We start from the raw sequence: 24,324 nt of genomic DNA, 5'->3' as shown, positions 1-24,324 counted from the left end.
TCCCTGACGCCCGTGCGGCCGGGGCTGTCGGTGGGTGCCGTTACCGTGGGCCGCATGGCTGCTGCCCGTACCTCCCGCTCGTCCGCCAAGGACCGTCCGTCCTACCGTTGCTCCGAGTGCGGCTGGACGACCGCGAAATGGCTCGGCCGCTGCCCCGAATGCCAGGCGTGGGGCACCGTCGAGGAGATGGGCGGGGCGCCCGCCGTACGGACCACCGCCGCCGGCCGCGTCTCCGCGCCCGCGCTGCCCATCGCCCAGGTCGACGGCCGCACCGCGACCGCGCGCAGCACCGGCGTCGACGAACTGGACCGCGTCCTGGGCGGCGGGCTGGTCCCGGGCGCCGTCGTCCTCCTCGCCGGCGAGCCCGGCGTCGGCAAGTCGACCCTGCTGCTCGACGTCGCGGCGAAGGCCGCCACCGGCGACCACCGCACCCTCTACGTCACCGGCGAGGAGTCCGCGAGCCAGGTCCGGCTGCGCGCCGACCGGATCAACGCCCTCAACGACCACCTCTACCTCGCCGCCGAGACCGACCTGTCCGCCGTACTGGGCCACCTCGACGCGGTGAAGCCCTCCCTGCTGGTCCTGGACTCCGTACAGACCATCGCCTCCCCCGAGATCGACGGCGCGCCCGGCGGCATGGCCCAGGTCCGGGAGGTGGCCGGCGCGCTGATCCGCGCGTCGAAGGAGCGGGGCATGGCCACGCTCCTGGTCGGTCACGTCACCAAGGACGGGGCGATCGCCGGTCCCCGTCTGCTGGAGCACCTGGTGGACGTGGTGCTCAGCTTCGAGGGCGACCGGCACGCGCGGCTGCGCCTGGTGCGCGGGGTGAAGAACCGCTACGGCGCCACCGACGAGGTCGGCTGCTTCGAGCTCCACGACGAGGGCATCACCGGGCTCGCCGACCCCAGCGGGCTGTTCCTGACCCGGCGGGCCGAGGCGGTGCCGGGCACCTGCCTGACCGTGACCCTGGAGGGCAAGCGGCCGCTGGTCGCCGAGGTGCAGGCGCTCACCGTCGACTCGCAGATCCCCTCCCCGCGCCGCACCACCTCCGGGCTGGAGACCTCGCGCGTCTCGATGATGCTGGCGGTGCTGGAGCAGCGCGGGCGGATCACCGCGCTCGGCAAGCGGGACATCTACAGCGCGACCGTGGGCGGCGTGAAGCTCACCGAACCGGCCGCCGACCTCGCGATCGCGCTCGCGCTGGCCTCGGCCGCCAGTGACGTGCCGCTGCCGAAGAACCTCGTCGCCATCGGGGAGGTCGGGCTCGCCGGGGAGGTGCGGCGGGTGACGGGTGTGCAGCGGCGGCTGGCCGAGGCCCACCGGCTGGGCTTCACGCACGCGTTGGTGCCGTCGGATCCGGGGAAGGTTCCGGCGGGGATGAAGGTGACGGAGGTCGCGGACGTGGGCGACGCGCTGCGGGTCCTGCCGCGCGGCCGCTCCCGTACCCCGGCGAAGGAGCGCGCCGCAGCGGAATAAGAGCCTCCGCAGGCGGGCCGTCCCGGACCTCCCGCGGGCCGTCCCGGGGCAGGTCAGGGCGGCTCCGCGGGCCTCCGCAGGGACCCCCGTCGCGGCGATGCGCGCCAAGGCACGGCGGGCGCACAGCCCGCGCCGGTAGACTTTGTGCTGGTCCGCCCGGCTGTACGCAGGCGGCGCAACCCGCGACCGGAGGAGTGCAGTGGCAGCCAAGGACGGGGCATCAGCACCCGGGAAGTCCGGCGCGAGCTCCAAGCACGACGCCCTGATGCGCGCCTCGCTGAGCGCCGTCGCGCCTGGTCAGCCCCTGCGGGACGGCCTGGAGCGGATCGTCCGCGGCAACACGGGCGGGCTCATCGTCCTCGGCATGGACAAGAACGTCGAGGCGATGTGCACGGGCGGCTTCGTCCTGGACGTGGAGTTCACCGCGACCCGGTTGCGCGAGCTGTGCAAGCTCGACGGCGCGCTCATCCTCGACAAGGACATCACCAAGATCCTGCGGGCCGGCGTGCAGCTGGTGCCCGACGCGTCGATCCCGACGGAGGAGACCGGCACCCGGCACCGCACCGCGGACCGCGTCTCGAAGCAGTGCGGCTTCCCGGTGGTCTCCGTGTCCCAGTCGATGCGGCTGATCGCCCTCTACGTGGACGGGGAGCGGCGGGTCCTGGAGGAGTCCGGGGCGATCCTGTCCCGGGCGAACCAGGCGCTGGCCACCCTGGAGCGGTACAAGCTGCGGCTCGACGAGGTCGCGGGGACGCTGTCGGCGCTGGAGATCGAGGACCTGGTCACCGTCCGCGACGTGACGGCGGTCGCCCAGCGGCTGGAAATGGTCCGCCGGATCGCGACGGAAATCGCCGAGTACGTGGTCGAACTGGGCACGGACGGGCGACTGCTGTCGCTCCAGCTGGACGAACTGACGGTCGGCATCGAGCAGGAGCGGGAGCTGGTGATCCGGGACTACGTTCCGGAGCCGACGGCGAAGCGTTCCCGCACGGTCGAGGAGGCGCTTCCGGCGCTGGACGCGCTGACCCATCCGGAGCTGCTGGAACTGGCGATCGTGGCGAAGGCCCTGGGGTACACGGGCTCGCCGGAGACCCTCGACTCGGCGGTGTCGCCGCGCGGGTACCGGCTGCTGGCGAAGGTGCCGAGGCTGCCGGGGGCGATCATCGAGCGGCTGGTCGAGCACTTCGGCGGTCTGCAGAAGCTGCTGGCGGCCTCGGTGGACGACCTCCAGACGGTGGACGGCGTCGGCGAGGCCCGCGCCCGCAGCGTCCGCGAGGGCCTCTCCCGCCTGGCGGAGTCCTCCATCCTGGAACGCTACGTCTGAACCACCCCCGGGGGCTCCGCCCCCGGACCCCCGCGCCTCGAACGGCGGCGGGGCTGGATCTTCCAGCCCCGCCGCCGCGTCGAGAAGGCCTCAGTCCTGCTTCAGGACGAAGGAGGTGCGGGCCACCGGGAGGCCCGGGGACTTGACCTCGACCACGTAGGTGTCGGGCGCCGGGTTGCCCGCCGGAGGCGTCTGGCACTGGTCCGGCGCGCTCGGCTTGCGGTCCCACTCCACCGCCTGCTTCGTCTCGCCCTGCGCCGGCAGCCGGAAGAACGCGTTCGCCGCGTTCGCGGGGCAGTCCGCGGAGGACCAGACGGCCTTGGCGCCCTGCGTCTGGAAGATCGTCACGACGGCCTGCCGGGGACCGAGGCCGAACTTGCAGGTGCTGCCGGAGATGTTGCGGACGAGGAGTTCGAGACGCGGCTTCTCGTTCGTCTCGTACTCGTTCTTCACGCTCTTGACCTCCCACTGCAGCGCGCTCGCCGGGCACGTCGGCAGCGGGGAGTCCGCCGGGACCTGCGCCGGGGAGCCGCCGGCCGCGGAGCCGGAGCCGCCGGAGCCCGAAGCGGAACCGGAGCCCGGGCCGGAGCCCGAACCGCCGCCGGGCTCACCGTTCTTGCCGCCGCCGCCCGAGGCCGAACCCGAGGCCGCGCCCGAGTCGCCCCGGCCGCCCGGCGCCTGACTGATCGCCGGCCCGGAGCCCGAGGGGCCCGGGGTGATCGTGCGCACGGGTCCGGAGCCGTCGCCGCCGCCCTTGCCGTTCGTACTCGACGTACCCCCGCCGGAACTGACGGTCCATACGGCGAGCAGCGCCAAGAGCGCCGCGACGGACGCCAGCACAGCCCTCCGTCGCCAGTAAATGGAGGAGGGGAGCGGCCCGACCGGATTGCGCAGAGATCCCACGGACCGAACCTTACGAGAACTCGCGCCGCGATCAGCGTCCCCCATGCCGCACATCCGGCAGGTTTTGCCGATGATCATCCTGCGGGCGTACACGGGACCGCCCGGAACCAGCCAAGATGCTGACGCAACCGGAACGGGCGTTTGAGTACGGTCGGTGACCATGGACAGCTCTGCCCTCTACCGCGACATCACCGACTTCGCCCACTCCACGCCCTCCTGGGTGCGGTCGGCGTTCGAAGTCTGGACCGAATTCGGACTGTTGCTCTTCGGTCTCCTCTTCATAGCCGTCTGGTGGCGTGCGCGCGGGCACGGTGATCCCCGGGCGGTGGCGCGCGCCGTCCTCGCCCCGCTCGCCACCGCTCTCGTCTACGTCGCCTCCGAGCTGGTGAAGTCCACCGTGAACGAGGAGCGGCCCTGCCGGGCGGTGGCCGGGGCGGCCGCCTCGCTGGTCCCCTGCCCGCCGTACGGCGACTGGTCCTTCCCCAGCAACCACTCCGCCATCGCGGGCGCGGCCGCCCTCGCCCTCGCGCTCGCCGTGCCCCGCCTCGCCCTGCTGACCGTGCCCGTCGCGCTGCTGATGGCCTTCTCCCGGGTCTTCGTCGGGGTGCACTACCCGCACGACGTGGCGATGGGCCTGCTGCTGGGGGCCTCGCTGGGCACCCTCGCCGTGCTGGCGTTCACGGGCCCGCTGGCCCGGGTGACGGCCGCCGTCCGCACGAGCGGCACCCCCGTGGCTGTCTGGTTCACCGGTCCGGGCCGGGCGGGATAGCACCGAAACGTGCCAGGATGCCGTCTGCCATGACTGCATCTGCCTCCTCCCCCGTATCCCCCGTATCCCCCGCCGCACCCGCGCCCGCCCACGCGCTGCACTCCCCCGTCATCGCGTGGTTCGACGAGCACGCCCGCGACCTGCCCTGGCGCCGCCCCGAGGCCGGCCCCTGGGGGGTCATGGTCAGCGAGTTCATGCTGCAGCAGACCCCCGTCAGCCGGGTCCTGCCGGTCTACGAGCAGTGGCTCGCCCGGTGGCCCCGGCCCGCCGACCTGGCCGCCGAGGCGCCGGGCGAGGCCGTACGGGCCTGGGGGCGGCTCGGCTACCCGCGCCGGGCGCTGCGCCTGCACGGCGCGGCCGTCGCGATAACGGAACGCCACGGCGGCGACGTACCGAGCGACCACGCCCAGCTGCTGTCGCTGCCGGGGATCGGCGAGTACACGGCCGCCGCCGTGGCCTCCTTCGCGTACGGGCAGCGGCACGCGGTGCTGGACACCAACGTGCGCCGGGTCTTCGCCCGTGCGTCGAGCGGGGTCGAGTACCCGCCGAACGCCACGACGGCCGCCGAGCGGCGCCTGGCGCGGGAACTGCTGCCGGACGACGAGGCCACGGCGGCCCGCTGGGCCGCGGCGTCGATGGAGCTGGGCGCGCTGGTGTGCACCGCCAAGAGCCCGGACTGCGCACGCTGCCCGGTGGCCGGCCTGTGCGCGTGGCGGCTGGCCGGGAAGCCCGCGTACGAGGGACCGCCGCGGCGCGGGCAGACGTACGCCGGAACGGACCGGCAGGTGCGCGGGAAGCTGCTGGCCGTGCTGCGCGAGGCGGTCGGTGCGGTTCCGCAGTCGGTGCTCGACACCGTCTGGAACGAGCCGGTGCAGCGGGCGCGCGCCCTGGACGGGCTGGTCTCCGACGGGCTGGTGGAGCCGCTGGCCCACGGCATGTACCGGTTGCCGCAGGGCTGACGACGATATCCGCACGCCCCCGGCGGCGGCCCGGAGCGCGGCTCGAAGTTGACTCGAAGATTCCGCTTCGGGCCGCGAAACCCCAGCTCACGAGCACTGTTACACAACCTACGGGTGTCCGTGCGCCCACCGAAGGCTGACCCGCACAGTGCCGTGACAACCCCTCCGTAACTTCGGATCCACAAGCCAGCGCATGAGCGGTTGGTCGGAACGGAGGCGGTCTGAGATGGCGCACGGCGAGGTACTCGAATTCGAGGAGTACGTCCGCACCCGGCAGGACGCCCTGCTGCGCAGTGCCCGGCGCCTGGTCCCGGACCCCACGGACGCCCAGGACCTCCTGCAGACCGCCCTCGTGCGCACCTACGGCCGCTGGGAGGGCATCGCCGACAAGTCGCTGGCCGACGCCTACCTCCGCCGCGTCATGATCAACACCCGTACCGAGTGGTGGCGGGCCCGCAAGCTCGACGAGGTCCCCACCGAGCAGCTCCCGGACGCCTCCGTCGAGGACGGCTCCGACCAGCGCGCCGACCGCGCCCTGCTGATGGACATCCTCAAGGTGCTCGCGCCCAAGCAGCGCAGTGTGGTGGTGCTGCGACACTGGGAACAGATGAGCACCGAGGAAACGGCCGCGGCGCTCGGTATGTCGGCGGGAACCGTGAAGAGCACCCTGCACCGCGCACTGGCCCGGCTCCGTCAGGAGCTGGAGAGCCGGGACCTGGACATGCGTGCGCTCGAACGCGGTGACCACACCATCCGTGACGAGGGGCGGGAGCGGTGCGCGGCCTGACGGGCCAAGACCTGAGCGGCAGAGGCTCTCTGGTACTGATGTCGGCGGGGACGGTCGTCCTCGTCGGCACAGTGCTGTTCGCGGCCGGCTGCTCCACCGGCGGTACGGGCCTGAAGGACGGCGGTCCGGCCCACACCGAGACCGTGTCCAGGAGCAACCAGCCCACCGGCGACGGGGCCAGCGAACCGGCCGCCCCGGACCACTCCCCCGCCGCGTCCACCGGCACGTCCAAGCGGGTCGACCCGGTGGCCCTGCTCAAGGCGGACCCGAAGGTGAGCGCCGCGGTCAAGCGGGACCTCAAGCCCTGCACGGGCAAGGAGTACCCGATCGACGTCAGCTACGGGAAGGTCACCGGGAACACCGTCGTCGACATCGTCGTCAACGTGCTGTCCTGCGCGGACGCGGTGGGCCGCGGCTCGTACGTGTACCGGGCCGACGGAGGGAAGTACGAGAATGTCTTCTCGGACGAGCAGCCGCCCGTCTACGCGGAGATCGACCGCGGCGAGCTGGTGCTCAACAAGCCGGTCTACGGGAAGAACGACGCGCTCGCCTATCCGTCGGGCGAGGACGTGATCACGTACCGCTGGAACGGGGAACGGTTCACCGAACAGGACCGGGTGCACACGGATTACAGCAATGTGGTCGACGGCGGGAGCCCGCCCGCCCCGGCCGTATCGCCGAAGAGCTGACGAGGTGAGGGTGGGCATGGCCGAGACCCATGTGCTGTTCGTGGAGGACGACGACGTCATCCGCGAGGCCACGACGCTGGCACTGGAGCGGGACGGCTTCGTCGTCACCGCCATGCCCGACGGCCTGTCCGGGCTGGAGTCCTTCCGTGCCGACCGCCCGGACATCGCGCTCCTCGACGTGATGGTGCCGGGGATGGACGGCGTGAGCCTGTGCCGCCGCATCCGCGACGAGTCCACCGTCCCCGTGATCATGCTGTCGGCCCGCGCCGACTCCATCGACGTGGTCCTGGGCCTGGAGGCGGGCGCGGACGACTACGTCACCAAGCCCTTCGACGGCTCCGTCCTCGTCGCCCGGATCCGCGCCGTGCTGCGCCGCTTCGGCCATGCGGGCGGCCCGCGGAACGGCGCCTCCAACGGCTCCGAGGCGGACGGCTCCGGGGAGCGCGGGGTGCTGTCCTTCGGCGACCTGGAGGTCGACACCGAGGGCATGGAGGTCCGCAAGGCGGGCGCCTCCGTGGCGCTGACGCCGACCGAGATGCGGCTGCTGCTGGAGTTCTCCTCCGCGCCCGGTACCGTCCTGTCGCGCGACCGGCTCCTGGAGCGGGTCTGGGACTACGACTGGGGCGGTGACACCCGCGTCGTGGACGTCCACGTCCAGCGGCTGCGCACCAAGATCGGGCAGGACCGGATCGAGACGGTCCGGGGCTTCGGATACAAGCTCAAGGCATGAGGAACACGAGGGTCATGAGGGACGCGACCGCATGAGGACCATGAGGACCGCGACCGCATGAGGCGCTTCACCCTGCGCACGGGGATCCGCTGGAAGATCACGCTCGCCATCGCCGCCGTCGGCGCGCTCACCGCGCTGGCGCTCAGCCTGGTGGTGCACAGTGCTGCCCGCGTGTCGATGCTGGAGAGCGCCCGCGAGGCCGAGCTGGAGCGGGTGCAGTTCATCGCCCGCACCGCCGAGGCCGGCCGCAAGCCCATCTGGGGCGCGAAGCTCAACGACCCCGATCTGCCGGCGGAACTGCGCGAGAAGGCCCGGTCGGGGCGGCGCGGCACCTACGTCCAGGAGTCCCGCAAGGCACCCAGGGTGTGGGCGGCCGTACCGCTCGGCAACGGGCAGGTGCTCTCCCTGAACCACCCGTTCCAGGAGAGCGCCAACATGGTGCGCGACCTGGACCGGGCCCTGGTCGTCGGCTCCCTCGCCGTGGTGATCGGCGGCTCGGCCCTCGGCGTGCTGATCGGCGGCCAGATCTCCAGCCGGCTGCGCAAGGCCGCGGCCGCCGCGCAGCGGGTGGCGCACGGGGATCCGGACGTACGGGTGCGGGACGCGGTGGGCGGTGTCGTACGGGACGAGACGGACGACCTCGCGCGGGCCGTGGACGCCATGGCGGACGCCCTCCAGCAGCGGCTGGAGGCCGAGCGGCGGGTGACCGCGGACATCGCGCACGAGCTGCGGACCCCGGTGACGGGCCTGCTCACGGCCGCGGAGCTGCTGCCTCCGGGCCGCCCGACGGAGCTGGTGCTGGACCGGGCGCGGGCGATGCGGGCCCTGGTCGAGGACGTGCTGGAGGTGGCCCGGCTGGACAGCGCGTCCGAGCGGGCCGAGCTCCAGGACGTGGCGCTGGGCGAGTTCGTCAGCCGGCGGGTGTCCACGCTGATGCCGGAGGCCTCGGTACGGGTCGTCGCGGACGAGATCGTCAGCACCGACCCGCGCCGTCTGGAACGGATCCTCGGGAACCTGCTGGCCAATGCCGCCCGCTACGGACGGCCGCCGATCCAGGTCGACATCGAGGGCCGGGTCGTGCGCGTGCGGGACCACGGGCCCGGTTTCCCCGAGGCGCTGCTGCTGGAGGGGCCGAGCCGCTTCCGGACCGGGTCGACGGACCGGGCGGGCGTCGGGCACGGGCTGGGGCTGACCATCGCCGAGGGCCAGGCCCGGGTGCTGGGGGCCCGGCTGACGTTCCGCAACGTGGCGGGCCCGGGTCCGGGAGAGGGCTCGGCGGGGGCGGTGGCGGTGCTGTGGCTGCCGGAGCACGCCCCGACGGCGACGGGGAGCTTCCCGATCATCCAGCTCCCGGGCTGACGCGGCCGTTCGCCCGCGCACCGCGATGTTTTAGCATCCGTGCCATGACTGACGGTACGGATCGCCCGCACGGCCCCCAGCCCGACCCCGCTCCAGGGAGCGGCGGCGGCTACGGATACCCGCCGGGCCGGATACCCGGCGGGTACGGCTATCCCCAGCCCGGACAGCCCGCCCCCGACCCCGCCTCGAACCCCTACCAGCCCGAGCCGGCGCCGGCCGGCGGCCAGGGCGGTTTCGGCCCGCCGCAGGCGCAGCCCCCGCTCGGCGCGGAACCGCTGCCGTCCGCGCCGGAGGCCTTCAGCGCCGCCCCGCAGCCGGACTGGCAGGCGATGGCCGACCGTACGGAGGCGCAGCAGCGCAAGCGCAGGCTGCTGACCATCGGCATCGGGGCCCTGGTGGTCGCCCTGGTGGCCGGCGGCGCGGCCTTCTTCGTGCTGAACGGCTCGGACGACCCGGGCAAGGAGCCCGTGACGGCCTCCTCCGGCTCCCCCAGCGCCTCGGGCCCGGCGGAGTCCGGCGACCCCAAGACCCCGGAGGACGACTCCCCGACCGTGCCGGGCGAGCCGAACCTGCTGCGCGACCGCAGCGGCAAGATGGGCATCGCCCTCGGCCCGGGCGCCTCGCTGGGCGAGCTGGCCAAGCGGACCGAGGTCAGGTTCAAGGGGACGGCGGACTCGTACGCGCAGGGCGCGGAGGCGGCCGTGGACGTCTCGAAGAGCTTCACCGTCTCCACGCGCGCCTACAACGTGGCCGAGACCGGTTCGCGGATGGCGGTGAGCCAGGGCGACGGGGACTCGTACTCGTTCGAGCTGGGCTTCGAGGTCGTCAACGGCAAGAAGGCCTGGGTGTTCCGGGTGCAGACCGGGGACAAGGGCCAGGCGGCGACGGCCCAGCAGGTGGTCGTGGACAACGTCGACACGACGCGGAACTGGGCCCTGCTGACGGGGACCTACGACGCGGAGAAGAAGACCATCGCGCTCTGGGTCGACGACAAGCAGGCCGGTCAGGCCCAGGTGTCCGGCATCTGGGCCGGTCCCGGCCCGCTGCAGCTGGGCCGGGCCCGCCACCACGGGATCTGGAGCGCCGCGTGGGACGGCCCGCTGGACCACATCCGGATCTTCGACCGGGCGCTGGGGCAGGAACAGATCACGGGCCTGAAGAACAACAAGCTCGACAAGAAGACCCGGCCGACGCATTCGTGGCTGATCTGATCCCGCCGGGGCCCGCGGCGCATCCGCGGGGCCCGGGGGCGTCCGCGTCTCAGACGCTGACGCCGACGGTGCGCAGGAAGGCGACCGGGTTGACGGCCGAGCCGTAGTTCGGGGTGGTGCGGATCTCGAAGTGCAGGTGCGGGCCGCTGGAGTTGCCGGTGTTGCCGGACAGCGCGATCTGCTGGTGCACGGAGACCTTCTGGCCGACCTTGACCTGGATCTTCGAGAGGTGCGCGTACTGCGAGTACGTGTTGTTCGCGTGCTTGATCACGATGGCGTTGCCGTACGCGGGGCCGTCGCCGCCGCCGTTCGGGCCGGCCTTCACGACGGTGCCGGTGGCCGCGGCCTTGACCGGGGTGCCGACGGGGACGGCGAAGTCCTGGCCGGAGTGCTTGTGCGACCACATGGTGCCGCCCTTGCCGAAGGTCGCGGAGAGCGTGTAGCTCTTCACGGGCTTGTCCCACAGGCCCTTCGCGGCGGCGGCCTGGGCCTGCGCCTGCGCCTGGACGGAGATCTGCTCGGCGACGGCGGGGAGGGCGGCGGGGGCCTGTGCTGCGAAGGCGGCGGTCGTGCCGGCCCCGATGGCCAGGGCCGCACCGAGACCGGTGGCGGCGAGGGCGATACGGGTACGACGGGTGCTGACGCGCTTCGCGGACATGTGGAGACCTCCGGGGCCGGGGACAGGGCGTGTATCGGGCAAGAAAGGACCCGGCGCTGCGACCGTGGGCCGTGGCTGCCGGGCTTGCTCAACCTTGGTAACCCGGGCCTCCCGGCTTCCCCAAACACCGCTTTTACTACCCGGGCTCGTAGCGAAGGCCGGGCTGTCCGCCCTGTTGACGGGCTCCCTGCTGGGACGGAGTGGGGACAAAACGGGCGGCGAAATCTACGAGTCGTTCTAGTAGGTCCGATTTGCCCTGTGCGGCTTGTCACCGCCGCCGGAACCCCCAAGTGGCCTGCGTCACCGCCCTCTCGGGCGTCCCCGGCCCCCCGTCGGACCGCGCCCCCCGCACGGCATCCCCCGGGGCCGGCCCCCGGAGCCCGGGCCCGCGGCCCCGGCCGCGACGCGGTACGGCCCCTGAGAGCCCCGCGAGCCCTCGCGCCGCCCGGCGGCCCCACGGGGCCCCGCGCACGCTCCGGCAGCCCGCCACGGGCCCCGCACGGCCCGGCAGCGCCCCCGTGGGTCCGGCGGGGGCCCGGGCAGCGCGCCGCACCGGCCCGGCAGCCCCGTCCCCCCTCACGGGCGGCAGGCCCGGCAACGCCCGCAGGGGCCTGGGCGGGCGGGCCCGCGGGCGCGGTCGGGACAGGGACGGCAAAGGGGCGCCCCCGGGAGGTGGTCCCGGGGGCGCCCCTTGCGTACTACTGCCTACCGCCGGGCGCTACGCGCCCTTGGACAGGTCCGGGCCGGAGCCCGTGGCCTCGATCGGGGGGAGGTCGGGCAGGGCCGACTTCTCCTCGCCGCGGAAGGTGAACTTGGCTTCCTCGCCCTCACCCTCCACGCCGACGACCACGATGTGACCGGGACGCAGCTCGCCGAAGAGGATCTTCTCCGACAGCAGGTCCTCGATCTCGCGCTGGATGGTCCGGCGCAGCGGACGCGCACCCATGATCGGGTCGTAGCCGCGCTTGGCCAGGAGCAGCTTCGCCTCACCGCTGAGCTCGATGCCCATGTCGCGGTCCTTCAGGCGCTCGTCCACCTTGGCGATCATCAGGTCGACGATCTGGATGATGTCTTCCTGGCTGAGCTGGTGGAAGACGACCGTGTCGTCGACGCGGTTCAGGAACTCGGGCCGGAAGTGCTGCTTGAGCTCTTCGTTGACCTTCGCCTTCATCCGGTCGTAACCGGTCTTGACGTCGCCCTGGGCGGCGAAGCCCAGGTTGAAGCCCTTGGAGATGTCCCGCGTACCCAGGTTGGTCGTCATGATGATGACCGTGTTCTTGAAGTCCACGACCCGGCCCTGGGAGTCGGTCAGGCGACCGTCCTCCAGGATCTGGAGAAGGGAATTGAAGATATCCGGGTGCGCCTTCTCGACCTCGTCGAAGAGGACGACGGAGAACGGCTTCCGGCGGACCTTCTCGGTCAGCTGGCCGCCCTCTTCGTAGCCCACGTAGCCGGGAGGCGAACCGAAGAGGCGGGAAACCGTGTGCTTCTCGCTGAACTCCGACATGTCGAGGGAGATCAGCGCGTCCTCGTCGCCGAAGAGGAATTCGGCGAGCGTCTTGGACAGCTCGGTCTTACCGACACCGGACGGACCGGCGAAGATGAACGAGCCACCGGGACGCTTCGGGTCCTTCAGACCCGCACGGGTGCGGCGGATGGCCTGGGAGAGCGCCCTGATGGCGTCCTTCTGGCCGATGACGCGCTTGTGGAGCTCGTCTTCCATGCGCAGGAGGCGGGAGGACTCCTCCTCCGTGAGCTTGAAGACGGGAATGCCGGTCGCGGTCGCGAGGACTTCGGCGATGAGCTCGCCGTCGACCTCGGCGACGACGTCCATGTCGCCGGCCTTCCATTCCTTCTCGCGCTTGGCCTTCGCGGCGAGCAGCTGCTTCTCCGAATCACGGAGCGAAGCCGCCTTCTCGAAGTCCTGGGAGTCGATGGCCGACTCCTTGTCGCGGCGCACGGCCGCGATCTTCTCGTCGAACTCGCGGAGGTCCGGCGGCGCGGTCATCCGGCGGATGCGCATCCGGGAGCCGGCCTCGTCGATCAGGTCGATCGCCTTGTCCGGCAGGAAGCGGTCCGAGATGTACCGGTCGGCCAGCGTCGCCGCCTGGACGAGGGCCTCGTCCGTGATGGAGACGCGGTGGTGGGCCTCGTAGCGGTCGCGCAGGCCCTTGAGGATCTCGATCGTGTGGGGGAGGGAAGGCTCCGCCACCTGGATCGGCTGGAAGCGGCGCTCAAGGGCCGCGTCCTTCTCAAGGTGCTTGCGGTACTCGTCCAGCGTGGTGGCACCGATGGTCTGGAGCTCACCACGGGCCAGCATGGGCTTCAGGATGCTCGCGGCGTCGATCGCGCCCTCGGCGGCACCCGCACCCACGAGGGTGTGGAGCTCGTCGATGAACAGGATGATGTCGCCGCGGGTGCGGATCTCCTTGAGGACCTTCTTCAGGCGCTCCTCGAAGTCACCGCGGTAGCGGGAACCGGCGACCAGGGCACCCAGGTCCAGGGTGTAGAGGTGCTTGTCCTTGAGGGTCTCGGGCACCTCGCCCTTGACGATCGCCTGGGCCAGGCCCTCGACGACGGCGGTCTTGCCGACGCCGGGCTCGCCGATGAGGACCGGGTTGTTCTTCGTACGGCGGGACAGCACCTGCATGACCCGCTCGATCTCCTTCTCGCGCCCGATGACCGGGTCGAGCTTGGATTCGCGGGCCGCCTGGGTGAGGTTGCGGCCGAACTGGTCCAGGACGAGCGAGGTCGAGGGCGTGCCCTCGGCCGGGCCGCCGGCCGTGGCCGACTCCTTGCCTCCACCGGTGTAGCCGGAGAGCAGCTGGATGACCTGCTGCCGGACTCGGTTGAGATCGGCGCCCAGCTTCACGAGGACCTGGGCGGCGACGCCCTCGCCCTCGCGGATCAGGCCGAGCAGGATGTGCTCGGTGCCGATGTAGTTGTGGCCGAGCTGGAGGGCCTCTCGGAGCGAAAGCTCCAGGACCTTCTTCGCCCGCGGAGTGAAGGGGATGTGGCCGGACGGGGCCTGCTGCCCCTGACCGATGATCTCCTCAACCTGCTGGCGAACAGCCTCGAGCGAAATCCCGAGGCTCTCCAGGGCCTTAGCGGCGACACCCTCACCCTCGTGGATCAAGCCCAGGAGGATGTGCTCGGTGCCGATGTAGTTGTGGTTGAGCATCCGGGCTTCTTCCTGAGCCAGGACGACAACCCGCCGCGCGCGGTCGGTGAACCTCTCGAACATCGTTTATCGCTCCTCAGAGCGGTCGGGCAGTTCGGGGTCGGTCCCCGCCCTGTCCTTCCGCATGCTAGTCCCGCGGGACGGGACAGCTCATTCCAACTGCCGACATCCGTCCACGGCTCACCCCCACGTCGGTGAGGAAAACCGGCTGTAAGAGCCGACTACTGCTCCAACCCGATGGTGCGAGACGATGTTCCCGCAGGCCAGGCAGATACCCGTCACACGTGTACGCCGATGGCGAACGGGAGCCGCTCAAATCAGCGTGTCGCCCCGATCCACTAGGAATGTCTTACCCGTAAGGACTGACACTCCATGCCCCCGGGCACACTTCCCTCCGCTACGGGCGAACACGCTTGTGTCCCGAATGTGGGACTCCGCCCCGCGGATCTTTACGCTCCGCATTGCGTCCGCCGCACTCCGTAACCCCGCGGCGCGGGGCGGAGTTGCTCCGGTCATGCCCTTCCCCCGCTCCACCGCCGTGAGCGCCGTCCCCGAGCCCCGCGTCCCGCCCGGGGATGACGCCCGCTCCTGGTACGAGCGGGTGCTCGGCTGGGCCGTCACCGGCGGGCCGCCCGGCCGGCTGGTCACCGGGATCCGGTTCGACGTGCTGGAGCTGCCGGCCGACGCCGGTGCCGCCCTGCTGCGCCGGCCGGTCGCCACCGGCCCGGTGGCGCTGGCCGGGGGCCGGATGGGCTTCCTGGTGGCCCCGGGGGCCGCGGACGAGCTGGACGGGCTCCTCGACTGGCTGGAGTGGGGCGGGGTGGCGCTGGAGCTCACCGCCCTGGGTGCGGGGGGCGGGATCACCGCCCCCGCGCCGCCGGGGCGGAGCCGGGTGGAAAGCCCTCAGGGGGCCGCCGTCTGGCTGCGGCCCCCCGAGCTGGGGTGCGAGGCGTCACTGCCTGCCCTGCCCGGTCCGGGGCAGGGCCACCGTCCCGGACAGCGGGCCTGCGGGCCCGACCTCGTACGCCTGGTGGCCGCGGCGGCGACGGAATGTCACCGGGCACGGCTGCGAAGGCGTACGCCTCAGCCCTTGGCCTTTTCGTAGGCCTCGCGGATGTCGGCGGGGACACGGCCGCGGTCGTTCACGTTGTAGCCGTTCTCCTTGGCCCACGCGCGGATCTCGGCGGTGTCGGGATTGCCGGCCGACGCGGCGGCGCGACCACCCTTGGCACGGCCCGCGGAGACGCGTCCGCCGGTGCGGCGGCCGCCCTTGGTGTACGGGTCGAGCAGCCCGCGGAGCTTTTCAGCGTTGGCGGTGGTGAGGTCGATCTCGTAGGTCTTGCCATCCAGAGCGAACGTCACGGTCTCGTCCGCCTCGCCACCGTCGAGGTCGTCGACAAGAAGGACCTGAACCTTCTGTGCCACCGGATTTCCTTTCATCGAAAATGCAGTACGCGGAAAGGAAACCGCTTTTGCCTGGAAAACACAAACCCCCGGCGAGAGGTTCAGGGCCTCAACAAGGCGGGAAACGTGCGCGATTCGGACATAGGCCTCAGGCCCGCTGCCGCCCGGAAAAGCGGCCGTGATCGATCAGAGGTGCAGAAGCATCCGGCTGTTGCCCAAGGTGTTCGGCTTCACTCGTTCGAGACCGAGGAACTCCGCGACTCCCTCGTCATAGGAACGCAGGAGCTCCATGTAGACATCGGTCTCCACCGGGGTCTCGCCGATCTCGACGAAGCCGTGCTTCGCGAAGAAGTCCACTTCGAAGGTCAGGCAGAATACCCGGCTGACCCCGAGCAGGCGGGCGGTCTCCAACAACTTGGCGAGCACCCGATGTCCGACGCCGGCGCCCAAGAGGTCCCGGTCGACCGCGAGAGTGCGGACTTCGGCGAGGTCTTCCCACATGACGTGGAGAGCCCCGCAGCCGACGACCTGGCCGTCCGAGTCGCGTTCCGCGACCCAGAACTCCTGGATGTCCTCGTAAAGGACCACCGGGGCTTTGTCGAGGAGGATCCGCTGCTGCACGTACTGGTCGAGCAGGCGGCGCAGCGCCGGAACATCACGGGTGCGCGCGCGGCGGATGGTCACTGTTTTCGCGTCTGCGGTGGAAAGCTCTCCCATACCCGGACGCTATCGCCCCGGGGCGGTCGGCTGCGCGCCGGAGTCCCCTTCGGCTCCGGCGGGGCCGGTCTCGGGGGCGGGAGCGGTCTCGGCTTCGTCGTGCTGGACGATCCGGATGGCGTCCCGGAGGGCTTCCCGCTGTTCCTGGGACATCATCCCGAAGAAGGCCACGAGGGCGGCCGCGGGGCTGTCGCTGGTCGACCAGGCTTCGTTCATCAGTGCAGCCGAGTAGGCGGCGCGGGTGGAGACCGCCGTATATCGATAGGCGCGGCCTTCGGCTTCCCGGCGGACCCAGCCCTTCTGATGGAGATTGTCCATAACGGTCATGACCGTGGTGTACGCGATGGACCGTTCCTGCTGGAGGTCCTCCAGGACTTCCCGAACGGTGACCGGGCGGTTCCACTGCCACACCCGCGTCATCACAGCGTCTTCGAGTTCTCCCAAGGGGCGAGGCACAACAGCACGATAGTGCGGCTTGGGATGAATTGCCCGACTATTCGGGCGGCAACGCGCGGCCAATACCCGGGCGGGTCCACCCGGGCGGCGTCGTCGGCGCGGTGGTTACTTCTGCGTCTGGCGGGTGGCCTCGGCGCGGGCGAGGACGGCGTCCACCGCCGCGTCCTCCTTGGCCTTGTTGGCTCCGCCCTGGCTCTTCACGATCGTCTTCACGAGCAGGATGAAGAACGTGGCCATCACGATGGGGGGCACGAGCGCGGAGACGTAGTCCATGCCCCCCAGCGTAGCTACCCCACGGCGCGGCCGGCCGCCGGGGGCGGGGTGGGCTTGCGGCGCGGCGGGAAGACCTCGCCCGGGGTCGGGACGGGCCGCGCCGGGCGCTCGGGGTGCCCGTGCCCCGGGGGCTGCTCCTCGGGCGAGGGGGCGGGGCCCGGCCGCTCCGGCTCCGGCTCCCGCTTCGGGCCGGGTTCCGCACCGCGGGCCTCCTCGCGGCCGCCGGCCAGGGCCAGCAGGCGGGTGCGGGGCGCGGGGGTGGTGCGGAGCCTGCGGCGCACGGAGCGCTCGGCGACGCCCTGGGCGCGCTCCAGGACGGCGGCGGCGACCGGGTTGGCCCGCAGGGCGCGCAGGGCGGCGAGGTCGTCGGGCCCCGGCTCGTACCCGGCTGCCAGGGCGTCCTGGAGCAGCTCCAGGTAGCCGGAGAGGCTGCCGGGCAGGGCGTCCCGGTAGCGGGCGAGATCGTCGAGCAGGAACGCTCTGAGCCGGCCCGCCTCCAGGACCGCTTCGTCCACCGACGCGGCGAGGCGCAGGCAGTCCTGGACCTCGGAGGTCGTCAGGGGGGCCGTGGAGGGCTGGAGGGCGTGGGCGAGGAGGCGCCTGAGCACGTGCAGCTCGGCGGCGCTGAACGCCATGCCGCCGCGGGATCCGTAGGGCGTGGGCATGGGCCGAAGATACGCGCTAATCGGACAAAATCCCCTGATGGTGCGGGATCGCGGCGCGGCGGGGGCCGCGCCGCCCCGTTCAGCCGGTCCGCTTCACCGAGCGGACGAAATCGGCCCAGGCGGCGTGGGTGGTGGCCATCACCAGGTGCGCCGGGTCGGCCCGGTCGGCCACCCGGACGAGCGTGCCGGGGGCGGCGGCCACGTAGACGCAGGCGTCTCCCTCGCCGCAGTAGGACGACTTCCGCCAGTCGGGACGGGCGTTAGCGGTCATGGTGTCTCCTCCGCCGTGAACGGGGTCGCGGCCTTGTGGACCGCGGTCTCTCAAGCGCGACGCTATCCCCGCCGGAGGCGTGCTCCAGCCATTTCCGGGAAAAATCGCGCGGAAAACACGGCCGGATCTCAGTCCACGGGGAAGGCGTACGCGATCTCGTAGCGGGAGTCGGGGATGACGAGGTCGGCGGTCTCCACCGGGCGGCCGTCCACGTCGATGTACGTGCGCTCGATCTGGGTGATCAGCGAACCGAGGCTGATCCCGAGGAGGTTCGCCTGGTTCTGGTCGGCCCGCGAGGGCCGCGGGACCTCCACCACGGAGGCCACGGTGATGCCGATGGACCGCATCCGCGCCACGACCCCGGCCCCGCGCATCTCGCCCTCCTCGGGCAGCACGACCGGGGTGCCCGAGGTGATCGCCAACGGCTCCCAGGACTCGGAGAGTTCGGCGGGGCTGCCGTCGGCCATGAACTCGTAGCGGGTCATCACGCAGGGGGCGCCCGGCTCGATGGCCAGGCGGGCGGCGATGCGTTCGGGCGCCGGGGCCTGCGGGACGGTCCGGGAGTCCCAGGACGCGGCGATGCCGTGGGCAGCGGCCTCGGAGCGGAAGGTGTTGCCGGCGCCGGGCACGCGACGGCGGGTGCGCAGCATCCGCATGCGCCGGCGCGGGGTGCGCACGTAGGTGCCGGAACCGGCCCGGCCTTCGAGGAAGCCCTCGATGATCAGCTGCTCCATCGCCCGCTGGGTGACGCTCTGCCCCACGGCGTATTCGTCCGCGAAGCGGGCGCGGGAGGGGAGCTTGTCGCCGATCGCCCACTCGCCCGCTTCTATACGGGCGCGGAGCGAGTCGACCACCTGCAAGTACGGTGAAACACGAGGCATTTGGGCCGTCCTGTGCCGTCTCGGCGGTGCCGCCTGCGGAGGGAGTGCGTCCGACGCCGACAAGCTAACCGATCAGGTTGAAGCTGAGGATTCGGCCTGACGGTGCGTGCCTCCGCCCGCGCGGGCGGAGGCCGCCTCCGTCACTCGAAGTTCGGCGCGTTGCGCTCGTAGACCAGCCGCAGGCCGATCAGCGTCAGCCACGGCTCGTGGTCGTCGATCACCGCAGCCTCGCCGAGGACGATCGGCGCCAGTCCCCCGGTGGCGATGACCCGGACGTCCGCCGGGTCTCCCGCGGGCCCGGCGAGCTCCTTGGCCATGCGGGTGACGATCCCGTCGACCTGGCCCGCGAAGCCGTAGACCACGCCCGACTGCATCGCCTCGACCGTGGACTTGCCGATCACGTTGCGCGGACGGGCCAGCTCGATCTTGCGGAGCTGGGCGCCGCGCACGCCGAGCGCCTCCATCGAGATCTCGATGCCCGGGGAGATCACCCCGCCGACGTACTCGCCCTTCGCGGAGACCGCGTCGAAGGTGGTCGCCGTGCCGAAGTCGACGACGATCGCCGGTCCCCCGTAGAGCTCGACGGCGGCCACCGCGTTGATGATGCGGTCCGCGCCGACCTCCTTCGGGTTGTCCATGAGGATCGGCACGCCCGTCTTGACGCCGGGCTCGACCAGCACCGCCGGGACGTCGCCGTAGTAACGGCGGGTGACCTCGCGCAGCTCGTGCAGGACCGACGGCACCGTGGCGCAGATCGCGATGCCGTGGATCCCGTCGCCGAGCTCGTTGCCGAGCATCGGGTGCATTCCCATCAGGCCCTGCATCAGGACGGCCAGCTCGTCGGCCGTCCTGCGCGGGTCGGTCGAGACGCGCCAGTGCTCGACGATCTCGTCACCGTCGAACAGGCCCAGGACCGTGTGGGTGTTGCCCACGTCGATGGTGAGCAGCACCGCTTACACCGCCTCGCGCAGGTCGAGACCGATGTCGAGGACCGGCGAGGAGTGCGTCAGGGCGCCGACCGCCAGGTAGTCCACGCCGGTCTCGGCGTAGGCGCGGGCGGTGTCCAGGGTGAGGCGGCCCGAGGACTCCAGGACGGCGCGGCCGGCCACGATGGTGACGGCCTCCTCGGTCTCGGGGACGGTGAAGTTGTCGAGCAGGATCAGGTCGGCGCCCGCGTCCACGACCTCGCGGACCTGGTGCATGGTGTCGACCTCGACCTCGACGGGAACGTCCGGGAAGGCCTCGCGGACGGCCTTGAACGCCTGGGCGACGCCGCCCGCGGCGACGACGTGGTTGTCCTTGACCAGGGCCGCGTCCGACAGGGACATGCGGTGGTTGACGCCGCCGCCGCAGCGGACCGCGTACTTCTCCAGGGAGCGCAGGCCCGGCGTGGTCTTGCGGGTGTCGCGGACCCTCGCCTTCGTGCCCTCCAGGACGTCGGCCCAGCGGCGGGTGGCGGTCGCGATGCCGGAGAGGCGGCACAGGATGTTCAGGGCGCTGCGTTCGGCGGTCAGCAGGTCGCGGGTGCGGGCGCGGACGGACAGCAGCAGCTGCCCCTCCTCGACCTTGTCGCCGTCCTCGGCGTGCCGCTCGACCTCGAAGGCCTCGGTGCACACCACGGAGAGCACGGCCTCGGCGATGCGCAGCCCGGCCACGACGCCGGCCTCGCGGGCCACGAAGTCCGCGACGGCCTCGGCGTCCTCGGGGACGGTGGCGACGGTGGTGACGTCGACCCCGCCGTCCAGGTCCTCGGACAGCGCCATGTGCGCGATGTCCTCGACCTCGATCGGGTCCAGGCCCGCGTCCACCAGCAGCTGGGCCAGCGCCGGGTCGAGGCCGGTCTCCTCGCCCTCGCCGCAGCCGCAGTCGTCGCCGCAGCCGCCTTCGTTCTGGTCGATCAGGGGGAGTTCGGGGGTGCTCACGGTCACTGCTCCAGGCTCTGGGGGGTGAGGGGGACGTCCACGGACGGGAAGTCCGCGGAGTCGGTGGGGACGACGACCAGGGCCCGCCGCTCGGTCGCCGACAGCCGGACGACGAGGTGACGGCGCCAGTGGGCGTCGTCCCGGTCGGGGTGGTCCTCGCGCCAGTGGCAGCCGCGGGTCTCGGCGCGCCGCTGGGCGGCGGCGACCAGGACCCGGGCCACGCACAGCAGGTTGGTCGCCTCCCAGGTCTCCACGCCCGGGACGGCGGTCTTGCCGTGGGCCTCCAGCTCGCCCAGGGCGGTCGTGTAGAGGGTCTCCAGCGCGGCGGCCGCCGTGCTCAGGGACTCGGCGGAGCGCAGTACGCCCGCGCCCTCCGTCATGATGCGCTGGATCTCGTACCGCGCCTCGGCGGGCTGGAGCGGGCCGGTCGCGGGGACCGGGATGCCCGGTCCGCCGCCGCCGGGGGCGCGGTCCAGGATGTCGTCGGCGATCCGCTCGGCGAAGACCAGGCCCTCCAGCAGGGAGTTGGAGGCCAGCCGGTTCGCCCCGTGCACGCCGGTGCAGGCGACCTCGCCGCACGCGTACAGGCCGGGGACGGTGGTGCGGCCGGACAGGTCGGTGCGTACGCCGCCGGAGGCGTAGTGCGCGGCGGGCGCGACCGGGATCGGCTCGGTCACCGGGTCGATGCCGTGGGCGCGGCAGGCGGCCAGGATCGTCGGGAAGCGGTGCTCCCACATCTCGGCGCCGAAGTGCCGGGCGTCCAGGTACATGTGCTGCGCGCCCTGCTCCAGCATGCGGCGCGTGATGCCCTTGGCGACGATGTCGCGGGGGGCCAGCTCGGCGAGCTCGTGCTGCCCCACCATGAAGCGGACCCCGTCGGCGTCGACCAGGTGGGCGCCCTCGCCGCGGACCGCCTCCGAGACCAGGGGCTGCTGGCCCTCGGCGTCGGGCCCGAGGAAGAGGACGGTGGGGTGGAACTGGACGAATTCGAGGTCGGACACCTCGGCGCCGGCGCGCAGTGCCAGGGCCACGCCGTCGCCGGTGGAGACCGACGGGTTGGTGGTGGCGGAGAACACCTGGCCCATGCCGCCGGTCGCGAGGATCACGGCGGGCGCGTGGACGGCGCCGACGCCGTCGTGCTGGCCCTCGCCCATGACGTGCAGGGTGACGCCGGCGGTGCGGCCCTCGGCGTCCTGGAGGAGGTCCAGGACGAGGGCGTTCTCCACGGTCTCGATGCCCGCCGCGTGGACGGCCTCGACCAGGGCGCGGGAGATCTCGGCGCCGGTGGCGTCGCCGCCCGCGTGCGCGATGCGCCGGCGGTGGTGGCCGCCCTCGCGGGTCAGCTCTATCTCGCCGGTGTCGGCGGAGGTGTCGAAGACGGCGCCGGTCGCGATGAGCCGGCGCACCGCGTCGGGGCCCTCGGTGACCAGGAGCCGTACGGCGGCCTCGTCGCACAGGCCCGCGCCCGCGACGAGGGTGTCGTCCAGGTGCTGCTCGGGGGTGTCGCCGTCGCCGAGGGCGGCGGCGATGCCGCCCTGGGCCCAGCGGGTGGAGCCGTCGTCCAGGCGCGCCTTGGTGACCACGACCGTACGGCGGCCCGCGGCGGCGCAGCGCAGCGCGGCCGTCAGGCCCGCGACGCCCGAGCCGACGACCACGACGTCCGCCTCGACCGCCCAGCCGGGGGCGGGGGCATGCAGCCGTATGCCGGTGCCGCCGGTGCCGTCCGCCGGGATGCCTGTGCCTGTGGTGCTCACGCGTGTGCTCCGAACTCCAATGGGATGTTGTCGATCAGCCGGGTCGCGCCGACCTTCGCCGCGACGGCCAGTACGGCCTGACCGGTGAAGTCGGGGCCGACCTCGGTGAAGTCCTGCGGGTCCACCAGGGCCAGGTAGTCCAGGGCCAGCGGCGGATCGTGCCGGGCCGCCTCGTCCAGGACGTGACGGGCCGCGGCCCGTACGGCGTCGGGCAGGCCCGAACCTGCCGCGGAGACGGCGTGGGCGTCCGCGGAGGCCCGGATCTCGCCGAGCCGGGCCAGGCCCGCGGCGCGCTCGTCGCTGGCGGGGGCGGCCTCGGCGCGGGCGCGCAGCGCCGCCTGGGCGGCGAGCCGGTCGCGGCCCGCGAACAGGGCGCGGGACAGGGCGAGGGCGGTGCGGCGTTCGGCGGCCGAGAGGTAGCGGTTGCGGGAGGACAGGGCGAGCCCGTCCTCCTCCCGGACGGTGGGCACGCCGGCCACGTCCACGGGGAAGTTGAGGTCGGTCACCATGCGCCGGATCAGGGCCAGTTGCTGGGCGTCCTTCTGGCCGAAGAGGGCCAGGTCGGGGCGGGTGAGGTGGAGCAGCTTGGCGACGACGGTGAGCATCCCGTCGAAGTGGCCGGGGCGGGTGGCCCCTTCGAGGCGCCCGCCCATGGGGCCGGCGGTGATCCGCACCTGGGGGTCGCCGCCGGGGTAGACCTCGTCGACCGCGGGGGCGAACACGGCGTCGGCGCCCGCCTCCCCGGCGATCCGCAGGTCGGCGTCGAGGGTGCGGGGGTAGCGGTCGAGGTCCTCGTTCGCCCCGAACTGGAGGGGGTTGACGAAGACGGTGACCACGACCTGCCCGTCCGGGCCCGCCTGTTCGCGGGCGCTGCGGACGAGGGTGGCGTGGCCCTCGTGGAGGGCGCCCATCGTCATCACGACGGCGCGGCGGCCGGTGCGCGGGAGCTTGTGGAGTTCTTCCGCGGTGTTCAGCAACAGCAGCGGGCCGGTCATCGCGCGCCACCCTCCGTTTCGGCGGTGTCGGCGAGGACACCGAGCAGGTCCTCGGCCAGTTCGGGCTTGAGCAGGCCGACCGCGAGGGCGCGGTCGGCGGTGGTCCGGGCCATGGCGAGGTACCCGGCGACGGTGGCGGGGGCGTGCTTGCGCAGCTCGGAGACGTGCGCGGCGACCGTACCGGCGTCGCCGCGGGCGACCGGGCCGGTCAGCGCCGCGTCGCCGGAGCGCAGGGCGTTGTCGAGGGCCGCGCCGAGGAGGGGGCCGAGCATCCGGTCGGGGTGTTCGACACCGGCCGTACGGAGCAGTTCCATCGACTGGGCGACCAGGGTGACCAGGTGGTTCGCGCCGAGGGCGAGGGCGGCGTGGTAGAGCGGACGGCTCTCCTCCGCGATCCACTCGGGCTCCCCGCCCATCTCGATGACCAGGGCCTCCGCGGCCAGCCGCAGTTCCTCGGGGGCGGTCACGCCGAAGGAGCAGCCGCCCAGGCGCTGCACGTCGACCTCGGTGCCGGTGAAGGTCATCGCGGGGTGCAGGGCCAGCGGGAGCGCCCCGGCGCGGCGCGCGGGGTCGAGTACGGAGGTCCCGTAGCGCCCGGAGGTGTGGACGAGGAGCTGTCCGGGGCGGACGGCGCCGGTCTCGGCGAGGCCCTCGACCAGGGCGGGCAGGGCGTCGTCGGGGACGGTGAGCAGCACCAGGTCGGCCCGCTCCAGCACCTGCGCGGGCGGCACGAGCGGTACGTCGGGCAGCATCCGGGCGGCGCGGCGCCGGGAGGCGTCGGAGACTCCGGAGACGGCGACGGGACGGTGCCCGGCCTGCTGGAGCGCGCGGGCCAGCGCGGGGCCGACCCGGCCGGCTCCGACGACGCCGACGGTGAGCCGGGCGGGACGGCCGGACGGATCCCGGGACTCCGTCTGATGGGGTGCGTTCACGCGGGGAA

At 72.6% G+C, this 24,324-nt stretch carries 25 protein-coding genes; 10 read left to right on the top strand and 15 right to left on the bottom strand.

Annotation, left to right across the window (positions count from 1 at the left end; genetic code table 11):
* Positions 1 to 54: 54 nt before the first annotated feature.
* Together radA and disA are read left to right on the top strand one after the other, a co-directional pair.
* Complete coding sequence (radA, locus tag SLAV_RS21245; protein ID WP_030236800.1) at positions 55 to 1,476, top strand: DNA repair protein RadA; 1,422 nt, start codon at positions 55 to 57, stop codon at positions 1,474 to 1,476.
* Between the two features lie 199 nt (positions 1,477 to 1,675).
* Entirely contained in the window at positions 1,676 to 2,800 is a 1,125-nt protein-coding gene (gene disA / locus SLAV_RS21240) for a DNA integrity scanning diadenylate cyclase DisA (RefSeq protein WP_030236804.1), read from the top strand.
* 90 nt (positions 2,801 to 2,890) lie between these two features.
* Here the strand turns inward: disA and SLAV_RS41065 are convergent, their stop codons facing one another.
* A complete protein-coding gene (locus SLAV_RS41065) occupies positions 2,891 to 3,640 on the bottom strand; it encodes a hypothetical protein (protein WP_158740802.1) in 750 nt (249 codons plus the stop codon).
* A 223-nt stretch (positions 3,641 to 3,863) separates the two neighbouring features.
* Here SLAV_RS41065 and SLAV_RS21225 point away from each other — a divergent pair, with 223 nt between their 5' ends.
* The 7 genes from SLAV_RS21225 (at position 3,864) to SLAV_RS21195 (ending at position 10,207) form a co-directional block, all read left to right on the top strand.
* Entirely contained in the window at positions 3,864 to 4,472 is a 609-nt protein-coding gene (locus tag SLAV_RS21225; protein ID WP_030236808.1) for a phosphatase PAP2 family protein, read from the top strand.
* A gap of 29 nt (positions 4,473 to 4,501) precedes the next feature.
* A complete protein-coding gene (locus SLAV_RS21220; RefSeq protein ID WP_030236811.1) occupies positions 4,502 to 5,431 on the top strand; it encodes an iron-sulfur binding domain-containing protein in 930 nt (309 codons plus the stop codon).
* A 226-nt stretch (positions 5,432 to 5,657) separates the two neighbouring features.
* Positions 5,658 to 6,218 carry a SigE family RNA polymerase sigma factor gene (locus tag SLAV_RS21215; protein ID WP_030236813.1) on the top strand — a complete coding sequence of 187 codons (561 nt, stop codon included), beginning with the start codon at positions 5,658 to 5,660 and terminating at the stop codon, positions 6,216 to 6,218.
* A 38-nt stretch (positions 6,219 to 6,256) separates the two neighbouring features.
* Positions 6,257 to 6,907, top strand: a complete 651-nt coding sequence (locus SLAV_RS21210) for a hypothetical protein (RefSeq protein ID WP_051841278.1) — start codon at positions 6,257 to 6,259, stop codon at positions 6,905 to 6,907.
* Positions 6,908 to 6,923: 16 nt separating this feature from the next.
* Positions 6,924 to 7,637, top strand: a complete 714-nt coding sequence (gene cseB / locus SLAV_RS21205; protein WP_030236819.1) for a two-component system response regulator CseB — start codon at positions 6,924 to 6,926, stop codon at positions 7,635 to 7,637.
* A gap of 57 nt (positions 7,638 to 7,694) precedes the next feature.
* Positions 7,695 to 8,996 carry a two-component system sensor histidine kinase CseC gene (cseC, locus tag SLAV_RS21200; protein ID WP_030236821.1) on the top strand — a complete coding sequence of 434 codons (1,302 nt, stop codon included), beginning with the start codon at positions 7,695 to 7,697 and terminating at the stop codon, positions 8,994 to 8,996.
* A gap of 44 nt (positions 8,997 to 9,040) precedes the next feature.
* Positions 9,041 to 10,207 carry a LamG-like jellyroll fold domain-containing protein gene (locus tag SLAV_RS21195; protein WP_030236822.1) on the top strand — a complete coding sequence of 389 codons (1,167 nt, stop codon included), beginning with the start codon at positions 9,041 to 9,043 and terminating at the stop codon, positions 10,205 to 10,207.
* Between the two features lie 49 nt (positions 10,208 to 10,256).
* Here the strand turns inward: SLAV_RS21195 and SLAV_RS21190 are convergent, their stop codons facing one another.
* Together SLAV_RS21190 and SLAV_RS21180 are read right to left on the bottom strand one after the other, a co-directional pair.
* Entirely contained in the window at positions 10,257 to 10,865 is a 609-nt protein-coding gene (locus SLAV_RS21190) for a M23 family metallopeptidase (protein ID WP_030236832.1), read from the bottom strand.
* A gap of 718 nt (positions 10,866 to 11,583) precedes the next feature.
* Positions 11,584 to 14,109, bottom strand: coding sequence for an ATP-dependent Clp protease ATP-binding subunit (locus SLAV_RS21180; protein ID WP_030236835.1), 2,526 nt, complete (start codon positions 14,107 to 14,109; stop codon positions 11,584 to 11,586).
* A gap of 451 nt (positions 14,110 to 14,560) precedes the next feature.
* Between SLAV_RS21180 and SLAV_RS21170 the strand changes: the two genes are divergently transcribed.
* Positions 14,561 to 15,151 carry an SCO3374 family protein gene (locus SLAV_RS21170; protein WP_030236838.1) on the top strand — a complete coding sequence of 197 codons (591 nt, stop codon included), beginning with the start codon at positions 14,561 to 14,563 and terminating at the stop codon, positions 15,149 to 15,151.
* On the opposite strand, the gene SLAV_RS21165 is transcribed toward SLAV_RS21170, so the two are convergent.
* From SLAV_RS21165 to SLAV_RS21115, 12 genes are all read right to left on the bottom strand, one after another.
* Entirely contained in the window at positions 15,130 to 15,471 is a 342-nt protein-coding gene (locus tag SLAV_RS21165; protein WP_030236840.1) for a histone-like nucleoid-structuring protein Lsr2, read from the bottom strand. The two genes, SLAV_RS21170 and SLAV_RS21165, sit on opposite strands and share 22 nt — an antisense overlap.
* A 165-nt stretch (positions 15,472 to 15,636) precedes the next feature.
* Entirely contained in the window at positions 15,637 to 16,167 is a 531-nt protein-coding gene (locus SLAV_RS21160) for an amino-acid N-acetyltransferase (protein WP_030236843.1), read from the bottom strand.
* A gap of 9 nt (positions 16,168 to 16,176) precedes the next feature.
* Entirely contained in the window at positions 16,177 to 16,623 is a 447-nt protein-coding gene (locus SLAV_RS21155; protein ID WP_078950548.1) for a BlaI/MecI/CopY family transcriptional regulator, read from the bottom strand.
* A gap of 105 nt (positions 16,624 to 16,728) precedes the next feature.
* Positions 16,729 to 16,896: a hypothetical protein gene (locus SLAV_RS41555; RefSeq protein ID WP_030236848.1), complete on the bottom strand. Its 168-nt coding sequence runs from the start codon at positions 16,894 to 16,896 to the stop codon at positions 16,729 to 16,731.
* A gap of 14 nt (positions 16,897 to 16,910) precedes the next feature.
* Positions 16,911 to 17,561 carry a hypothetical protein gene (locus SLAV_RS21150; protein ID WP_078950549.1) on the bottom strand — a complete coding sequence of 217 codons (651 nt, stop codon included), beginning with the start codon at positions 17,559 to 17,561 and terminating at the stop codon, positions 16,911 to 16,913.
* Between the two features lie 79 nt (positions 17,562 to 17,640).
* Complete coding sequence (locus SLAV_RS21145; RefSeq protein ID WP_030236862.1) at positions 17,641 to 17,832, bottom strand: DUF397 domain-containing protein; 192 nt, start codon at positions 17,830 to 17,832, stop codon at positions 17,641 to 17,643.
* Between the two features lie 128 nt (positions 17,833 to 17,960).
* Positions 17,961 to 18,713: a GntR family transcriptional regulator gene (locus tag SLAV_RS21140; RefSeq protein ID WP_030236865.1), complete on the bottom strand. Its 753-nt coding sequence runs from the start codon at positions 18,711 to 18,713 to the stop codon at positions 17,961 to 17,963.
* A 140-nt stretch (positions 18,714 to 18,853) separates the two neighbouring features.
* Positions 18,854 to 19,663 (bottom strand): type III pantothenate kinase, encoded by an 810-nt coding sequence (locus SLAV_RS21135; RefSeq protein WP_030236866.1) that lies wholly within the window; start codon positions 19,661 to 19,663, stop codon positions 18,854 to 18,856.
* A gap of 3 nt (positions 19,664 to 19,666) precedes the next feature.
* Entirely contained in the window at positions 19,667 to 20,635 is a 969-nt protein-coding gene (gene nadC / locus SLAV_RS21130) for a carboxylating nicotinate-nucleotide diphosphorylase (protein WP_030236869.1), read from the bottom strand.
* Between the two features lie 2 nt (positions 20,636 to 20,637).
* Entirely contained in the window at positions 20,638 to 22,389 is a 1,752-nt protein-coding gene (locus SLAV_RS21125) for an L-aspartate oxidase (protein WP_199922212.1), read from the bottom strand.
* Positions 22,386 to 23,384 carry a pantoate--beta-alanine ligase gene (panC, locus tag SLAV_RS21120; protein WP_030236873.1) on the bottom strand — a complete coding sequence of 333 codons (999 nt, stop codon included), beginning with the start codon at positions 23,382 to 23,384 and terminating at the stop codon, positions 22,386 to 22,388. Before panC ends, SLAV_RS21125 begins: the two co-directional genes overlap by 4 nt.
* Positions 23,381 to 24,316 carry a Rossmann-like and DUF2520 domain-containing protein gene (locus tag SLAV_RS21115; protein WP_030236876.1) on the bottom strand — a complete coding sequence of 312 codons (936 nt, stop codon included), beginning with the start codon at positions 24,314 to 24,316 and terminating at the stop codon, positions 23,381 to 23,383. Before SLAV_RS21115 ends, panC begins: the two co-directional genes overlap by 4 nt.
* Positions 24,317 to 24,324 lie beyond the last annotated feature (8 nt).

Origin of the sequence: Streptomyces lavendulae subsp. lavendulae (assembly GCF_002803845.1) — a bacterium.
Taxonomy (GTDB): Bacteria; Actinomycetota; Actinomycetes; order Streptomycetales; family Streptomycetaceae; genus Streptomyces; species Streptomyces lavendulae.
This window is presented reverse-complemented; position numbering and strand designations above follow the sequence as displayed.

Bases quoted from the DNA above. Each gene is read 5' to 3' on its own strand.
- SLAV_RS21145 (WP_030236862.1), bottom strand. From the start codon at position 17,832: ATGACCGCTAACGCCCGTCCCGACTGGCGGAAGTCGTCCTACTGCGGC.
- cseC (WP_030236821.1), top strand. From the start codon at position 7,695: ATGAGGCGCTTCACCCTGCGCACGGGGATCCGCTGGAAGATCACGCTC.
- panC (WP_030236873.1), bottom strand. From the start codon at position 23,384: ATGACCGGCCCGCTGCTGTTGCTGAACACCGCGGAAGAACTCCACAAG.
- SLAV_RS21220 (WP_030236811.1), top strand. From the start codon at position 4,502: ATGACTGCATCTGCCTCCTCCCCCGTATCCCCCGTATCCCCCGCCGCA.
- SLAV_RS21160 (WP_030236843.1), bottom strand. From the start codon at position 16,167: ATGGGAGAGCTTTCCACCGCAGACGCGAAAACAGTGACCATCCGCCGC.
- SLAV_RS21225 (WP_030236808.1), top strand. From the start codon at position 3,864: ATGGACAGCTCTGCCCTCTACCGCGACATCACCGACTTCGCCCACTCC.
- SLAV_RS21195 (WP_030236822.1), top strand. From the start codon at position 9,041: ATGACTGACGGTACGGATCGCCCGCACGGCCCCCAGCCCGACCCCGCT.
- cseB (WP_030236819.1), top strand. From the start codon at position 6,924: ATGGCCGAGACCCATGTGCTGTTCGTGGAGGACGACGACGTCATCCGC.
- SLAV_RS21140 (WP_030236865.1), bottom strand. From the start codon at position 18,713: ATGCCTCGTGTTTCACCGTACTTGCAGGTGGTCGACTCGCTCCGCGCC.
- SLAV_RS21150 (WP_078950549.1), bottom strand. From the start codon at position 17,561: ATGCCCACGCCCTACGGATCCCGCGGCGGCATGGCGTTCAGCGCCGCC.
- SLAV_RS21210 (WP_051841278.1), top strand. From the start codon at position 6,257: ATGTCGGCGGGGACGGTCGTCCTCGTCGGCACAGTGCTGTTCGCGGCC.
- SLAV_RS21180 (WP_030236835.1), bottom strand. From the start codon at position 14,109: ATGTTCGAGAGGTTCACCGACCGCGCGCGGCGGGTTGTCGTCCTGGCT.
- radA (WP_030236800.1), top strand. From the start codon at position 55: ATGGCTGCTGCCCGTACCTCCCGCTCGTCCGCCAAGGACCGTCCGTCC.
- SLAV_RS41555 (WP_030236848.1), bottom strand. From the start codon at position 16,896: ATGGACTACGTCTCCGCGCTCGTGCCCCCCATCGTGATGGCCACGTTC.
- SLAV_RS21170 (WP_030236838.1), top strand. From the start codon at position 14,561: ATGCCCTTCCCCCGCTCCACCGCCGTGAGCGCCGTCCCCGAGCCCCGC.
- SLAV_RS21190 (WP_030236832.1), bottom strand. From the start codon at position 10,865: ATGTCCGCGAAGCGCGTCAGCACCCGTCGTACCCGTATCGCCCTCGCC.
- SLAV_RS21215 (WP_030236813.1), top strand. From the start codon at position 5,658: ATGGCGCACGGCGAGGTACTCGAATTCGAGGAGTACGTCCGCACCCGG.